At 69.8% G+C, this 14,206-nt stretch carries 14 protein-coding genes and 1 riboswitch; of the genes, 7 read left to right on the top strand and 7 right to left on the bottom strand.

Annotation, left to right across the window (positions count from 1 at the left end; translation table 11 throughout):
- Positions 1-5: 5 nt before the first annotated feature.
- Positions 6-90: riboswitch (ZMP/ZTP riboswitch) on the bottom strand.
- 165 nt (positions 91-255) lie between these two features.
- On the top strand, positions 256-408 hold the full coding sequence (locus DKM19_RS26490; RefSeq protein ID WP_162641776.1) for a hypothetical protein: 153 nt from the start codon (positions 256-258) through the stop codon (positions 406-408).
- Between the two features lie 17 nt (positions 409-425).
- Here DKM19_RS26490 and DKM19_RS26495 read toward each other — a convergent pair whose 3' ends face one another.
- The gene (locus tag DKM19_RS26495) at positions 426-893 is read right to left on the bottom strand and encodes a MarR family winged helix-turn-helix transcriptional regulator (protein ID WP_204358238.1); all 468 of its coding nucleotides are present in this window, start codon (positions 891-893) and stop codon (positions 426-428) included.
- A gap of 83 nt (positions 894-976) precedes the next feature.
- On the opposite strand from DKM19_RS26495, the gene DKM19_RS26500 reads away from it, so the two are divergent.
- On the top strand, positions 977-3,073 hold the full coding sequence (locus tag DKM19_RS26500) for an MMPL family transporter (protein WP_110699132.1): 2,097 nt from the start codon (positions 977-979) through the stop codon (positions 3,071-3,073).
- Positions 3,074-3,198: 125 nt separating this feature from the next.
- Here DKM19_RS26500 and DKM19_RS26505 read toward each other — a convergent pair whose 3' ends face one another.
- A complete protein-coding gene (locus DKM19_RS26505) occupies positions 3,199-4,698 on the bottom strand; it encodes a phosphoesterase (RefSeq protein WP_239513602.1) in 1,500 nt (499 codons plus the stop codon).
- 341 nt (positions 4,699-5,039) lie between these two features.
- Between DKM19_RS26505 and DKM19_RS26510 the strand changes: the two genes are divergently transcribed.
- Positions 5,040-5,972: an SDR family oxidoreductase gene (locus DKM19_RS26510; RefSeq protein WP_110699136.1), complete on the top strand. Its 933-nt coding sequence runs from the start codon at positions 5,040-5,042 to the stop codon at positions 5,970-5,972.
- Positions 5,973-6,204: 232 nt separating this feature from the next.
- On the opposite strand, the gene DKM19_RS26515 is transcribed toward DKM19_RS26510, so the two are convergent.
- A complete protein-coding gene (locus tag DKM19_RS26515; RefSeq protein ID WP_204358239.1) occupies positions 6,205-7,026 on the bottom strand; it encodes a helix-turn-helix domain-containing protein in 822 nt (273 codons plus the stop codon).
- 77 nt (positions 7,027-7,103) lie between these two features.
- Here DKM19_RS26515 and DKM19_RS26520 point away from each other — a divergent pair, with 77 nt between their 5' ends.
- On the top strand, positions 7,104-7,853 hold the full coding sequence (locus DKM19_RS26520) for a dienelactone hydrolase family protein (RefSeq protein WP_204358240.1): 750 nt from the start codon (positions 7,104-7,106) through the stop codon (positions 7,851-7,853).
- Positions 7,854-8,011: 158 nt separating this feature from the next.
- Here DKM19_RS26520 and DKM19_RS26525 read toward each other — a convergent pair whose 3' ends face one another.
- A complete protein-coding gene (locus tag DKM19_RS26525; protein WP_110699140.1) occupies positions 8,012-8,449 on the bottom strand; it encodes a cupin domain-containing protein in 438 nt (145 codons plus the stop codon).
- Positions 8,450-8,490: 41 nt separating this feature from the next.
- On the opposite strand from DKM19_RS26525, the gene DKM19_RS49780 reads away from it, so the two are divergent.
- Positions 8,491-8,640 carry a hypothetical protein gene (locus DKM19_RS49780; protein WP_162641778.1) on the top strand — a complete coding sequence of 50 codons (150 nt, stop codon included), beginning with the start codon at positions 8,491-8,493 and terminating at the stop codon, positions 8,638-8,640.
- Between the two features lie 257 nt (positions 8,641-8,897).
- Here the strand turns inward: DKM19_RS49780 and DKM19_RS26530 are convergent, their stop codons facing one another.
- From DKM19_RS26530 to DKM19_RS26540, 3 genes are all read right to left on the bottom strand, one after another.
- Entirely contained in the window at positions 8,898-9,968 is a 1,071-nt protein-coding gene (locus tag DKM19_RS26530; RefSeq protein ID WP_110699142.1) for a ferritin-like protein, read from the bottom strand.
- A gap of 326 nt (positions 9,969-10,294) precedes the next feature.
- Positions 10,295-10,705, bottom strand: coding sequence for a cupin domain-containing protein (locus tag DKM19_RS26535; RefSeq protein WP_110699144.1), 411 nt, complete (start codon positions 10,703-10,705; stop codon positions 10,295-10,297).
- 19 nt (positions 10,706-10,724) lie between these two features.
- Positions 10,725-11,480 (bottom strand): SDR family oxidoreductase, encoded by a 756-nt coding sequence (locus DKM19_RS26540; protein WP_110699146.1) that lies wholly within the window; start codon positions 11,478-11,480, stop codon positions 10,725-10,727.
- A 657-nt stretch (positions 11,481-12,137) separates the two neighbouring features.
- On the opposite strand from DKM19_RS26540, the gene DKM19_RS26545 reads away from it, so the two are divergent.
- Both DKM19_RS26545 and DKM19_RS26550 read left to right on the top strand, forming a co-directional pair.
- Positions 12,138-12,803 carry a HAMP domain-containing sensor histidine kinase gene (locus DKM19_RS26545; protein ID WP_162641779.1) on the top strand — a complete coding sequence of 222 codons (666 nt, stop codon included), beginning with the start codon at positions 12,138-12,140 and terminating at the stop codon, positions 12,801-12,803.
- Positions 12,804-12,831: 28 nt separating this feature from the next.
- Positions 12,832-14,061 (top strand): PAS domain-containing sensor histidine kinase, encoded by a 1,230-nt coding sequence (locus DKM19_RS26550; RefSeq protein WP_162641780.1) that lies wholly within the window; start codon positions 12,832-12,834, stop codon positions 14,059-14,061.
- Positions 14,062-14,206 lie beyond the last annotated feature (145 nt).

The raw sequence follows: 14,206 nt of genomic DNA on the forward strand, positions 1-14,206 counted from the left end.
ACTGACGCAGGCGCCCAGGCGGTCGACGCTCACGCGAGAATGCGGTCGCTCCCCGGTGGTTGTCCACCTTCGCCAGTCGCGGCCCAGAAACGATCCTATTAGGGATGGAAGTCCGCTCCCGGTACGGACCCGAGCAACCGGTCTCATGCCCGACCACCGTCAGACCTTCTGAAGCACCAGGATCTCGTGGATCACCAGCTCTTCCCCGTCGAGGGACACCGGTTTCAGGACGAGGTCGTCCTTGTGGAAACGGCTGTGGCAGCTGAAACAGGCCGGGCCTCCCCCGTGGCCGACCGCTCGTTCCTGCAGCCAACCGACCGGGAGCGATTCTGGGAGCTCAACTGGCGGATGTGCCGGTGGATCGAGAATGGATTCCCCCACCTGGATGGCTACGTCCCGAAGCCGTAGTCCCTGGAGGCAGGCACTCAGGAGGTGGCCTCCTGCCGGGCCGTCACCGTGGCCTCGGTGCTGCTGGCCAGGAACCTGCCGATCACCTGGCGCTCCTGCGGGCTGAACTCCTCGATCGCCGAGGTGAGGTGGCGGCCCAGCGGGGCGAAGAACTGCCCGGCCAGGCGGATCGCCTGCTCGCGCAGCACGACCTCGACCTTGCGCCGGTCGGTGGTGCTGCGCCGTCGTTCGACGTGGCCGACCTGCTCCAGCCGGTTGATCAACGCGGTGGTGGCCGGGGGGCTCAGGTTGAGCTCGGAGCCGAGCTCTCCCGGCGTGAGCGGCCGACCCGCGGTGAAGGCGTCCAGGATGACCACCACCGCGTTCAGGTCGGTCCGATGCAGGCCGTGCTCGACGGCGAAGCGCTCGACGAATCGGTCGCTCTCCACGTTGAACCGGCGCATCGCCAGCATCAGCTCGAACGCGTCCGGTGTGTCTGCCGTCACGATCCTCCTCCGTATTGCCCCCGGGGGCGTGACCCCCTTACTCTTTCCATCATAGAAATATTCCATGATGGAAAGAGTTTCCCATGTGGCGAGCAGATCATAGTGGGTGGGACGTTCTGTGGAGCCGCTCCGGCAGGTGGGTCGTCATTGCTCTCGCCCTCACGGTGTCCGGTCTGGCCCTGGCTTTCGGCGGCGCGTCCACGGTGAGCACCGATCCGGCCGGCGCCCTGCCCCGAGGGTCCGAGTCGGCGGCGGTGGCACGCCTGCAGCAGGATCTTCCCAGCGGGGAGGTGCTCCCCGCACTGGTCGTCTACAGCCGGGAAGGGGCGCTGACCGGCGAGGACCGCGCGGCCATCGCGGCGGACGCCGAGCGGCTGGCCGGGCGCGCCGTGGGCGGGAAGGTGCCGCCGCCGGTGGTGTCGCCCGGCGGGGACGTCGCGATGCTGACCGTGCCGCTGCCGGGTACGCTGCCCAACGCCGAGCTCACCGAGACGGTGGCGGAGATCAGAGCCGAGGCGCGTGCCGGCCTGCCGTCCGGGGCACGCGTGGAGGTGACCGGCGGCGCGGGCTTCAAGGTCGACCTGTCGGCGGTCTTCGCCGGGGCCGACATCACGCTGCTGGCCGTCACCGCGAGCGTCGTGGCGCTGCTCCTGCTGCTGACCTATCGCAGCCCGTGGCTGTGGCTGGTGCCGCTCACCGTCGTCGGGGTGGCCGACCAGGTCGCCGCCAAGACCGTCGCCCTGCTCACCCGCGTGACCGGGCTGACCGTCGACGACTCCACGTTGGGCATCACCTCGGTCCTGGTGTTCGGGGCTGGCACCAACTACGCCCTGCTGCTCATCGCGCGCTATCGCGAGCAGCTCCGCGTACACGACGATCGCCACCGGGCGATGTCCGGCGCGGTGCGCTCGGCCGCGCCCGCCATCCTGGCCAGCTCGGCCACCGTCGCCCTGGCGCTGTGCACGCTGCTGTTCGCGCTGTCACCTTCCAGCCGCGCCATCGGCATGGCGGGCGCGATCGGCATCGTGGTCGCCGTGGCCTACGCGCTCCTCGTGCTGCCGGCCGCGATGGTGCTGTTCGGCAGGGGGCTGTTCTGGCCCTTCGCCCCGAAGGCCGGCCAGGCCGACCCCACGCGCACCGGACTGTGGCGGCGCGTCGGCACGGGAGTGTCGCGCCGCCCGATGACCATGACCCTGCTGAGCCTCGGCACCCTGGCCGTGCTGGCACTGGGAGCCTGGGGCGTGCAGAGCGGCCTGTCGCAGACCGAGCAGTTCCGCGAGCGGGTGGAGGCCATCGCCGGACAGGAGACCCTGAGCCGGGCCTTCCCCGCGGGAAGCGCGCAGCCGGTGACGGTGATCACCAGAGGCGCCGCCCTCGATCAGGTGCTCCGGGCCGCCAGGGGAACCCCCGGGGTCACCGCTGCCGCTCCGGGCGAGCGCACCCCGGACCTGGCCGGGATCAGCGTGGTGCTGAAGGCCGAACCAGGCAGCGAGGCGAGCTTCGCCACCGTCGAAGAGCTGCGCGAGGCGGTCCACGCCGTGCCCGGCGCGCAGGCGCTCGTGGGCGGCCAGGAGGCGGCCGACCTGGACGAACGCCAGGCCGCCACCCGCGACCAGCTCGTGATCATCCCACTGGTGCTGGCCGTGGTCATGCTCGTACTGCTGCTCCTGCTGAGGTCGGTCGTCGCGGCCCTCACGCTGGTCCTGACCGTGATCGTCAGCTTCGCGGCCGGCTTCGGCGCCGGCTGGTTCGCCTTCAGGACCTTCCTCGGCTTCCCCGCCATGGACCTCGGGGTGCCGCTGCTCGGCTTTCTGTTCCTGGTGGCGCTCGGCGTCGACTACAACATCTTCCTCACCCATCGGGCCCGCGAGGAGGCCGCGCGACAGGGCACACGTGCCGGCATCCTCACCGCCCTGGCGGTCACCGGCGGCGTCATCACCAGCGCGGGCATCGTGCTCGCCGCGGTCTTCGCCGTCCTGGGCGTGCTGCCGCTGATCACCCTCACCCAGCTCGGCGTCATCGTCGGCTTCGGCGTCCTGCTCGACACCCTCCTGGTGCGCAGCGTCCTGGTGCCCGCCCTGATCACCCTGCTGGGAGAGCGCTTCTGGTGGCCCAGCAGGGTGGGTACGGCACGCAGGCCCGAAGAACGGGAGGGGGCGCTGGTGGAGCGGCGCACCTGAGAGAAGTCACCGACCGGCGGCTCACCACCACGGTGACGGAGGCCGTCCTCCCCCTCGATGGTCCGCCACCGCTGTGACGAGGGCCGCCCTCCCCGTTTCGAAGGGAGGGCGGCCCGGTCGGAGTTCTAGCGGAGCTGGACGAAAACGGGGTTGGAGTAGAACCACAGGTCGTCCCAGGGGCTCTCCTTGCCGTCGGCGAGCGGCTCGGCCTCGTCGGTGCTCGTGCCGCGCACGCGGGCGTAGAGGTCGCTCTCCACGTTGCGCAGGGTGTGGCGGATGACGTACTCGTCGCCCTGCTTGCGCCAGTCACGGGGGCCGAACCGCGCCACGACCTTCGTGGTGGGGTTGGTGTCGGCGTCGAGGTTGGCGTTCGGGCCGGTGACCTGACCGGTGATCAGGTCGACGCGCCGGACCTCCGGGCGCTCGCCGTTGCCGTTCTTGCCCTGCAGCGGCCGGAACCTGATCTCGATGTCGACATCGGTGCGGTTGCGGCGGTTCACGGTGAGGGTCTCACCCGTGGTGGCCTCACGGCCCTGGTTGCTCAGCGTGACGTCGAGGCTGGTGATCAGGTCTCCGGTCCCGACCCAGATGCGCCCGTTGCGGAGCCCGTCCATGATGTCGGCGTAGTCCTGCCTGGCGTACACGTAGGTCTTGCTGTACTCGCCCGGCCAGAAGTCGGAGCCGCCGCGCGTCCAGTGCACGTGCGAGTCCGAGGTCGCGGTGATCCACCAGCGCCGGCCCTCACCGAGCAGCGAGTCCCAGAGCCCGCCGACGCGAGCCGTCATCTGGTCGAAGCCGCCGTAGGTCGGGTGGCTGCCGTACGACCCGCGTGCGCCGCCGTTGAGCGGGGCCGCCTGGTGACCGGGAGCGCCCTCGAAACCGATGTAGATCTCCGGGGCGGCGTTGTTGCCGTTGCGGAACTCACGGGGAGTGTCCTGCCCGTAGACGCCGAGGCCGGTCGCCGAACGGGAGGCGTGGTGAGCGATGACCAGCGGCTGGCGCGGCATGCCCTTCGCGGCCTTCAGGAACTCGACCATCTTGGCCTCGGTGTCGCGGCCCGGGTCGGCGGGGAAGGGGTCGAGCTTGGCGAAGCGGCTCTCCAGCTCGAACAGCTGCTGCGCCTCGTCCGCGTGGTGAGGGATCATCAGCGTGTGGTGGTCAAGGGCAGGGGCGTCGAACTCCATTCCCCAGAACTGCAGCACCTCGGGCACAAGGATGCGCGAGCGCAGCAGGTCGGGGTAGGCCTGCTCAAGGTTGATCTTCGAGTGCGTCGGCCCACCGTGGTCGGTGCACATCGCCCAGCTGAGACCGAAGTTCTTCGCCATGATCGCGTTCGTGACGATCGGGTAGACGGCGTCGCCACCCTTCTGGAACTTCGGCGGCGTCGTCTTCGTGTCGAACGAGCCGCTGTACTCCGAGTGCACATGGTGGTCGCCCGCGCGCCACGCCCGGTTACGGGAGTCGCCGGGCTTGCCCTGCTTGCGCTCGTCATCGTCAGCCCACGCCGGTCCACCGGTCGCCAGCGGACTCGCGGCGACCAGCGTCGCTCCGAGGCCGGCATATTTGACCAACCGGCGCCGCGAGATCTGCGCGCGCTCGGAATCCTCGGTATTCCTGTCCTTCACGGTGAAACCCTTCATTCATCTGCCAGGGGTGCCAACGGATGAGTTTCGAAGGACAAACCAAACGCGGCATGAACAGAGATCGGGGCGACCGATAACAACCAGTACCAACATGCTGAAACCGCCTCCGTGGTCACCGGTGACGGCTCCCGGAGCGCCAAACCACCCGGCGGACGGGGACGGGCCGCTCGGCCGCCCGAGATCACCGGGCGAGACCGGCCGCGCCCGGATGCGCCGCGCTTATCCACGGACTTTTGATCCGCGGATAACAGTGACATGGATCCGCCTTACGGCGCCTGCGACGCTCGGCTCGGCCGAGAGCATTCGCTGACCAGGGAGTTGTCATGAAGGACGTATCCGTACCCGATCTGACCGGGAGGCTCGCCGTGGTGACCGGCGCGAGCGACGGCGTCGGCCTCGGTCTGGCCGTACGTCTGGCTCAGGCGGGTGCCGAGCTCGTGCTGCCGGTCCGCAACCCCGTCAAGGGAGGCGCCGCCGTCACCCGGATTCGCTCGGCGGCTCCCGGCGCCGTGGTCTCTCTCCGCGAGCTCGACCTGGCCTCGCTGGATTCCGTGGCGGCGCTCGCGGACACGCTGAACGGCGAGGGCCGGCCGATCGGCATCCTGATCAACAACGCGGGCGTCATGGCGCCGGCCACCCGCCACACCACGGCCGACGGCCTGGAGCTGCAGTTCGGCACGAACCACATCGGCCACATGGCGCTGGTGGGACGGATCCTGCCGCTGCTCCGAGCCGGCCGGGCCCGGGTCACCACCATGTCGAGCAGCGCCGCCCGTACCGGCAAGATCGACTGGGAGGACCTGCAGAGCGAGCGGAAGTACTCACCGACAGGCGCGTACGGGCTGTCGAAGCTGGCCAACCTGATGTTCGGCCTCGAACTCGACCGGCGCAGCCGGGCCGGCGGCTGGGGCGTCGTCAGCAACGTCGCGCACCCCGGCACGACCTTGACGAACCTTTACGCGTCCGGCCCCAACCTGGGCCGTGAGCGCCCCGCCCCCTATGAGTCGCTCATGAAGCGACTCCTCCGTCTGGGCCTGTTCGTGCAGACCGTCGACAGAGGCATCCTCCCCGCCCTGTACGCCGCCACCAGCCCGCAGGCGCAGGGCGGCCGTTTCTACGGCCCCGACGGCCTCGGCCAGTTCACCGGCGGCCCGACCGAGCTGGCCGTCTACAAGCCGGCCCGCGACGAGGCCGACGCGGCTCGGCTCTGGGACGTCTCCGAGCGGCTGGCCCGGGTCGAGTTCACCGCCGCCTGAGGTTTTCGCCGGCGGTCGCCTCCCCGGAGCGGGAAGACCCGCCTCGTCTCCGGAGCAGGGAGGCCCACCTCGCCTCACGGATCGGGCCAGGGCAGCCCCAGGGCAGCTCGCCGAAGGCTTGGTGGTCAGCTCCGGAAGTCCTTCGGGGGTTGACGTGAGCACTCGTCCTGTGGAGTCGCGGGCCGGTGGCGGAGCGGACGTGCGACCGGCGTCCGCGTGAGGTGAGGCTCATCTACAACAGCTGGGAGATCCAAGCCTGGAGCTGGTCGGCGGCGTTGAAAGTAACCAGTTTCTGCTCGGGATCGTCGGCGAGTTGGAGCACAACGTGCTCCAACTCGATCTCCCCGAGGGCGGGATGGCGTAGCCGCTTGGTGCCCGAGCTCAAGGGCACGACCCTGTGCTGTGGCCACCACTCTCTTACCTCGGGGCTCGCCGCGTGCAGGCGCTCGAGCAGCGTACTGAAGCCGGGGTCGCCAGGGTGCCGTGCCGCGGCGCTGCGGAATCGGCCGAGCAGTGCGGATGCTTCGGCCGGCCAGTCGACCATCACCTGGCGGGCGCCTGGGTCGGTGAACATCCACCAGAGCAGGTTGCGGGCTTCCGGCGGCCGGGAGGGCCAGTCGGTCCACAATGCGCGGGCGGCCCGGTTGGAGGCCAGCACGTCCCAGCACCGGCCGGTGACATAGGCCGGGCACGGGTCGAGCCGGTCGACGAGCGAGACGACGGCAGGTGAAAGCGTTTCAGCGACGGAGGGCGTTTCGGCGGGTGGGGCTCCGTGGATGAGTTCGTGGATATGGCTGCGCTCGGCGGCGTCGAGCAGCAGGGCCGCCGAGAGCGCGTCGAGCACCTGGCGGGAGGGGCGCATTTCGCGGCCCTGTTCCAGGTAGGTGTAGTACGTCGAGGAAATGGCGGCGAGTTGGGCCACCTCTTCCCGGCGCAGGCCGCGGGTGCGGCGGCGAGCCCCCGTGGGCAGACCGACATCGGCGGGCTGGAGCCGCTCGCGGCGGGAGCGGAGCAGCTCTCCCAGCTCCCTGGTCCTGATCGTGGACTGAGGCATCCTGGTACTTCCATTACTAGGAAAAACATCCTGTGGATACCAGTTTAGGCCGTGGCTATGTTGGCGCCATGAACGTCATGAACACAAACGTCGGCATGACCGGGCCGTACGCTATCCGCACCGAACACGTCGACATCCCTGTGGGCGACGGGCCGCCGATGGCGGCCTACATCGCCCGGCCAACGGCTCCCGGCCCGTTCCCGGGCGTCCTGGTGGGCATGGAGCTCTTCGGCGTCGATGCCGGTGTCCGCGACGTCTGCGACCAACTCGCGGGGCTCGGGTTCGTGGCCCTCGCTCCGGATTTCCACCACCGGACCGCCCCCGGCAGCGAACTGCTCCGCGACCACGCGGGGCGGGAGCGAGGCTTCGAACTGCTGGGGCTGATGACGCGCACCACGGTTCTCAGCGACGTGCGCGCCGCCATCGACCACCTTCACGCGGTCGGTAGCGAACGCGTCAGCATGGTCGGGCTGAGCCTGGGCGGTCACATCGCCTACCTCGCGGCCACCGAGTTCGGCCTCGCCGCGGTAGTCGTCTTCTACGGCGGCTGGTTGCCGACCACCGACATCCCGATCAGCCGGCCCGAACCGACACTGTCACTGACCCCAAAGATCACCGGGCGTGTCCTCTTCCTCGTCGGCGAGATGGACCACGTCGTCCCGCCCGAACAGCAACGCGAGATCACAGACGCACTGCGCGAGGCCGGCATACGTCACGAGATGGTCGTCTACCCCGGTATTGGGCACGGCTTCCTCCATGCCGATCCGACCACGGCATCCGACGCGTGGCGTCGCGTCCACGCGCTGCTGACCGGCGTCGAAGGCTAGCCACGGAGGTTTCCAGGGCGGTGTCGCGTGAGGGAAGCCGGCCCTGTTGCCCAGGCTCACCGCCCCCGAAAGATGGGCCGCCCTCCTTCCCCGCCCATGTGCTCCGCCGTACCCCCGAAGGACTTCCGGAGCCGACCACTTAGCTCTTCCCGGGCCGTTCAGGACCGCCGAGGGGCACGGCGGTCCCGGCGCCGGGCGAGCTCTTCCTCGTCGACCAGGGTGAGCATCGGCTTGCCGGGCTCGCACATCATGGTGACGGTGAACCGGAGCGGGACGTCGTCGCGGTTGTTGCCGTCCTGGTAGTGGATGACGTCGCCCCCCGGCTCCCAGAACGCCTCTCCCGCGCGCACGGCCCGCTCCGGCTCGCCCTCCAGCTCGAACAGCATCTCGCCTTCCAGCACGTAGCCGAACGCCGGGCCGGTGTGCCGGTGCGGCGGCGTACCGGGATCGCCGGGCGGAAACTCGACGACGATGGTCATCACGTGGGCTCCCGCCGGGATGAAGGGCGGTTCCGCCTCCTGCAGCGTGGTGATCGCCGTCTGCCACGCGGTTGATCTCGGCTTCCGCCCGGTGGTTGTCGGATCACTGTCGGACATGAGAAGTACCTCCTTGACGAATCGGTGGCGGAGCCGGGCCGATGCCCGGCGAGGACGCGCTACTTCCCGGCCGGTCGGTCGGCGTGGCGGGTCTCGCCGAGAATCGCGTCACCGACCGGCAACGGGACCCGCTCGCCCGGTTCCGTTCCGAGGTGACGCTCGTGCTCCACTGCCATCCGATCACCGGCTGAGACAGGGAAGCCCTCCGGTCTATGCCAGCTTCGGCAAAATTCTTCGGATCGCGGATCACCTGCGCTGAGATGTCACAGCCCGGGGCGCCGCCCCGCCCTTCAGGAGACGGCCTCGGCACCACCGGGCGTCGCAGGCCGGGAGTCCGGCGGCATCATCTGGGGCGACTACACCGGTGACACGGGGATTGCGGCCTATCACTCCCATACGGGGTCGGCGGCGTCGCGGAGCACGACCATCCGCTGCCGGTCGCCGACGCTCACCGGAGCGACTCGGGTGACGGATATTCGAAGGTGGGGCCGGCGGTCGTGCCGTCCTCGTCGGGCATCCGCGCCAGGGCCTGGGTCTGGGCCTTGAGCGCGTACATCGTGCCGGTGGCCTCCGCGAGCAGGTTCGGGCTGCCGTTGAACGCGTGCTGCAGCAGGTGAAGCAGATCACGGTAGGTGTGGTTGAACTCCTCCTGCGCGATGCGGATCGCGCTGCCCGCGGCGTGGTCGGCCAGACGCGGATTGTGCCGCATCGGCCGCACCCCGGCCCAGTCCACCGAGATCGCCTCACCGGTGGGCCCGGACCGCGGAGTGTCACCGCGCCGGTAACGCCGTCCGGCCTTGAGCTCCTGGAACCGGTAGTAATGCGCCACCTCCCCGCGCTCGGGATGAAAGACGTCCTGATCGCCGTCCCACACCCCGCCGCCGGCGCTGCCCTCGCCCTGCTCGACGATCTCCCGCAGCGCCGCCAGCGCGGAGTCCAGGCCGTCGACCGCGACCAGCTGCCCGGCGGTGTGCCGGAAATGAGCGGCGCTCACCTGCCGGGCCGGATCACCGCTGAAGACCGCGCCCTCACCGAGGGCCTCGCTCAACTGGCGCAGGCCCTGTTCGATCGCGGCGTAGAACTGCCCGATCGTCTCGTAGTCCTCGCCCTCGGCCGGCCCGCCGGGCGGCGCCGGCCGCTCCAGCCGCAGGAACATCTCCAGCGCCTCGGGTCCGAAGGGCACCAGCGCCACCTGCAGGGAACGGTCACCGTGCGGCAACGTCCGGGGGTGTGGCGCCAGCATCCGCGGTGTGTCCAGTTGCGGCCGGCCGCCGACGGCGTTGAGCAGGTTCGCCGCCAGCGCCAGGTGCAGCATCTCCTCGATGAAAACGCCGCCCACCACCTCGACGGCTTCGGGGTTGCGGTCGGGCTCCAGCGAGTACAGCGCGTACAGGTACGGCGGCAGGGTCGCGTGTTCCAGCTCGATCGCCCACTGCAGGTGCTCACGGAGGCTGTCGAGCGTGGCGATCCGGGCCGAAGGGTCAGGAGCGGCAGGCTCCTGCGATCGCGGGTGTCTCATGTGTCATACCTCGATTGTCGGAAGGGGCGGATTCCACCCGGCTGGTCTCGGGCAGGGTCGGTTCGACCTCGACCTCGCGAGGTCGAGGTCCCGCTGGATCTCACCGAGTACTGCGGCTCTGTCCCGCACGGTGCGCGGCGTTCCCAGGCACCAGGGGCCGGTACGGCGTGCAGCTGTCCGGGGTGCTGGACCGCGCCGGCGGTTCGACCGGCGGCGTCGTCGAACTCGGCGATCAACGCCGATGCAGTCGGAGCAGAACCCCGTGAAGGCGTTTACGTTGTCCGCCGGCCGCCTGTTGCCGTCATGCCGCGATGGTTCGGCCGTGCTCAGGACGGGCGAGGGGCGCGGCGGTCCTTGCGCCGGGCGAGTTCGTCGTCGTCCACCAGGGTGAGCATGGGCTTGCCCGGTGCGCACAGCATGGTGACGGTGAACCGGAGCGGGACGTCGTCGCGGTTGTTGCCGTCCTGGTAGTGGATGACGTCGCCGCCCTGCTCCCAGAACGCCTCTCCGGCGCGTACGACCCGCTCCGGCTCGCCCTCCACCTCCAGCAGCATCTCGCCTCCCAGCACGTAGCCGAACGCGGGACCGGAGTGCCGGTGCGGCGGCGTACCGGGGTCGCCGGGCGGATACTCGATGACCACGGTCATCGCGTGGGCGCCCTCCGGGATGAAGGGCGGCTCGGCCTCCTGCAGCATGGTCAGCGCCGTCTGCCAGGCGGTTGATCTCGACGTGGGCATGGAACTGCCTTTCGTTGATCTACTTTCCGGTGGCGGTCCGGTCGAGCCAGTCGCGGTATCGGATCTGGCCCAGGGTGGCGCCGTCACCGGGCACCAGCGTGCTCTCCCCCGGCACGCTGCCGAAGTAGCGCGCCTGCGGGTCGGCGACCACCTCGCGCGGGTCACCCCAGGCGGCCAGGGCCTTGCGGAAGAACTCATCCATCCGGAACCGCTCGGGCCCGCCGACCTCCACCCTGCCGTTCAGCGGCGATCCCACCGCGACCCGGCCGACCGCCTGGGCGACGTCGTCGCCCGCCATCGGCTGGAACAGCACAGGCGCGATCCGCACCTTGTCGCCGTCCGTGGCCTCGTCCGCGATGCTCCGGACGAACTCGAAGAACTGCGTCGCGTGCACCAGCGAGAACGGGATCGGCGACTTCTCGATCAGCGCCTCCTGAGCGATCTTCGCCGCGAAGTAGCCGTTCTCCGGCATCCGCTCCGTGCCGACCACCGACACCGCGACGTGGTGACCGACGCCCGCCGCCGCCTCCGCCGCCAGCAGGTTGCCGGTGGAGGTCTGGAAGAACTCCAGCACCGCGGCCCGCTCGAACGACGGGGAGTTCGACACGTCGACCACCACCTGCGCGCCGGCCAGCACCTCGGCCAGCCCTTCGCCGGTGAGCGTGTTCACCCCGGTGCTCGGCGCCGCCGCGACCGCCTCGTGACCGTGCTCCCCCAGCTTTGCCACGAGCTTCGACCCGATGAGGCCGGTCCCGCCAACTACCACGATCTTCATGATGAGCCTTCCTGTCCGCCGGGGCCCTTGCTCGCCCTCGGTCGCCAGCTAAGACAGGGCGGGCCTCCGGGCTGTGACAGATCCCGCGAAAAATTTCCGGGGCCCATGCCGCCTACGTCGGCTCGTGGCCGGTCCGGCCCTTGCCGGAAGGCCCGGGTCCGGCTTCCGGTACGGGGCGTGGCTCGCTCCCGTCGCTTCGTGAGTCCGTCCCGGCGGATGACAGACTCCCGTGACATACGCCATGACGATCGTTTACGCACATCTGTCACAGGACGACGGCCTGCCCTGTCATAACTGATGCCCGGGTGGCGACACCTGTCCGGCGGCAAGGATTCGCTACGAACGTCCGCGGTTGGCGGGACTGACGTGATCGGGCCCATGCCGTGGCAGAGCCGGCCGTGCAGGACCCCGGACGGTGGCCGCCGTACCGAACATCGCCCTCAACGATGTGCCGCATCTACCCCGCGGCGACCATCGGGCTCCATCTCCCACAAAATCGCATGAAAGGAAATCTGTGTTGTGACAACACACTCAGGCCCCCGGCTCGGCCGTGGGGCTCTCCGCCCGGCCGATGAAGGCCGGACCGCGTCGGCGATCCCGATCCCCTCCGACATAGTGCGCGAGCTTCAGTGCGAACTGCAGAAAAAGCAGCGTTTCGTGTCCGACACCTCGCACGAGCTACGCACGGCGGTCGCGGGGCTGCGCACGGAGGTGGAGGAGGCCCTCCTGCATCCCGATGAGACCGACCTCTGCCACCTGCTCGCCAATGTGCTGAGGAACGTCGAACGGCTGAACGCGATCATCACCGATCTGCACGTCCTCTCCGAACTGGAGATCGGCCCGCCCAGCGAGCCACAGCGAATCGACCTCGCCGAACTCGTCCATGACGAGATCGCCCGCAGAGCCGACTGCATCGCGGTCCGGCTCCGGCTGGAAACGGGCGTGACCATCGCGGCCATCCCGATCCGGATCAGCCGGGTGCTCACCAACCTGCTGGACAACGCCCAACGGCACGCCCAGCGCAACATCGAGGTCCGGGTGAGCCACGACGGCGACTGCGCCGAGCTGACGGTCACCGACGACGGCGAAGGAGTCGCAGAATCCGAACGGGAACGCATCTTTCAGCGCTTCACCCGCCTGGAAGCCGCGTGCCGGCTTGACCACACCGGCACCGGACTGGGTCTGGCCATCGCCCGCGACATCGCCCAGGCCCACATCGGCAGCCTGCATGTCCGGGAGGCCGAGACCGGCGGCGCGTGCTTCGTGCTGCGACTGCCCCTGGCGGGTTCGGTCGCCCCGCTGGGCACGGCGCCGGATCCATGAGCTCGCCGAACGTCAGAAGAGGACCCTGATGGTGCACAACGTCAACGTCACCGCCCTGTTCGCGGCCATTTCCGGCCCCTGCCTGGTCATGACCCTGGATATGATCGTCGTGGCCGTCAACCAGGCCTATCTCGACCTCTGCGGACGGCGGCGCGAGGATGTGCTGGGTCGGCATGTCTCCGATCCGCTTCCCCGGGACCGCACCGACCCCGGTGACCGGTGCGCGCTGCGGCACCTCGAAGCGTCGGTGGGCCGGATTCGTGCGACCGGCGAGGCGGCGACACCGCAGAAGTACGTCACGGCGCCCTCCGGCGGCGCGCGCCAGGATCGGCGCGGGAGCACGATCGGCCCTTCCGTCCCCGGCCCGAGCGGAGCGGTGATGCTGTTCGTCCACCACACGCAGGATGTGACCGAGCTCGACCAACCGCCCCCGCACACAGGCTCGCCCGGGCTCGGGCCGGGCACGCGCAAGAAGGCGACGGAGGCGCGGCTCTGCGCACGCTCCACAGAACTGCGGCAGCTGAACGAGCAGGTCAGGGAGGCTCAAGCCCATGCGAAGCACGTGCTGGACCGGCAACGTCAATTCGCCGCCGACGCCTCACACGAGCTGCGTACGCCGCTCGCCGCGCTGCGCGTGCAGATGGAGGCGGCGCAACTGTACCCGGAGGACGTCGACCTGCCCGAGCTGCTGAACAACGTGACGAACGACCTCGACCGGCTGGAGAGCATCGTCGACGACCTGCTCATGCTGGCCACGATCGAGTTCGACCTCGACAGAACACGAGAGGAAGTGGATCTGACCGCTCTGGTCGAGACGGCGGCGACTCGGTGGACCGGCCGTCGTGACGTGCGGCTCAACGTCGAGCCGGCGGTGACGGTGGAGGCCGCGCCCTGGCAGCTCGCCCGTTTGCTCGCCAACCTGCTGGACAACGCCCGACGTCACGCCACCCGCAGTCTGAAGGTCGACCTGCGCCGCACAGGCGGCCACGCGGAGCTGGCGGTGGCCGACGACGGAAAGGGAATCCCCCCGGCCGACCGCGAACGCGTGTTCCAGCGATTCGTCCGCCTGGACACCGCCCGCAGCCGCGACCGTGGAGGCACCGGGCTGGGCCTGGCCATCGCCCGCGAAATCGCCCGCGCCCATCATGGCAGTCTGCACGTCGAGAGCGCGGTCGACGGCGGCGCGTGCTTCGTGCTCCGCCTACCGCTTGTCCGCCAGGCCGGGACGGCGACCCCGTCAACAGGATCGAGTTCTTGAGACCCCGGATGCTCGACCGCGTCGATCTCCTGCGAGTTCGCGTGCTCCAGGACGACCGACGGCGCACCACGCTCTGTCATCACCGCATCGGGAGTGGGCCGGAGTCTGAAAGTTTCACCGCCGGTTGACGGATATGAGACGACCG

Source organism: Streptosporangium sp. 'caverna' (assembly GCF_003203775.1).
GTDB lineage: Bacteria > Actinomycetota > Actinomycetes > Streptosporangiales > Streptosporangiaceae > Streptosporangium > Streptosporangium subroseum.

What these genes read in the sequence shown, in the direction of transcription:
- DKM19_RS49780 (WP_162641778.1), top strand. Translation starts at nt 8,491, where the DNA reads ATGCCCGGCGAGGACGCGCTACTTCCCGGCCGGTCGGTCGGCGTGGCG.
- DKM19_RS26515 (WP_204358239.1), bottom strand. Translation starts at nt 7,026, where the DNA reads ATGCCTCAGTCCACGATCAGGACCAGGGAGCTGGGAGAGCTGCTCCGC.
- DKM19_RS26550 (WP_162641780.1), top strand. Translation starts at nt 12,832, where the DNA reads ATGGTGCACAACGTCAACGTCACCGCCCTGTTCGCGGCCATTTCCGGC.
- DKM19_RS26540 (WP_110699146.1), bottom strand. Translation starts at nt 11,480, where the DNA reads ATGAAGATCGTGGTAGTTGGCGGGACCGGCCTCATCGGGTCGAAGCTC.
- DKM19_RS26530 (WP_110699142.1), bottom strand. Translation starts at nt 9,968, where the DNA reads ATGAGACACCCGCGATCGCAGGAGCCTGCCGCTCCTGACCCTTCGGCC.
- DKM19_RS26520 (WP_204358240.1), top strand. Translation starts at nt 7,104, where the DNA reads ATGAACACAAACGTCGGCATGACCGGGCCGTACGCTATCCGCACCGAA.
- DKM19_RS26510 (WP_110699136.1), top strand. Translation starts at nt 5,040, where the DNA reads ATGAAGGACGTATCCGTACCCGATCTGACCGGGAGGCTCGCCGTGGTG.
- DKM19_RS26525 (WP_110699140.1), bottom strand. Translation starts at nt 8,449, where the DNA reads ATGTCCGACAGTGATCCGACAACCACCGGGCGGAAGCCGAGATCAACC.
- DKM19_RS26500 (WP_110699132.1), top strand. Translation starts at nt 977, where the DNA reads ATGTGGCGAGCAGATCATAGTGGGTGGGACGTTCTGTGGAGCCGCTCC.
- DKM19_RS26535 (WP_110699144.1), bottom strand. Translation starts at nt 10,705, where the DNA reads ATGCCCACGTCGAGATCAACCGCCTGGCAGACGGCGCTGACCATGCTG.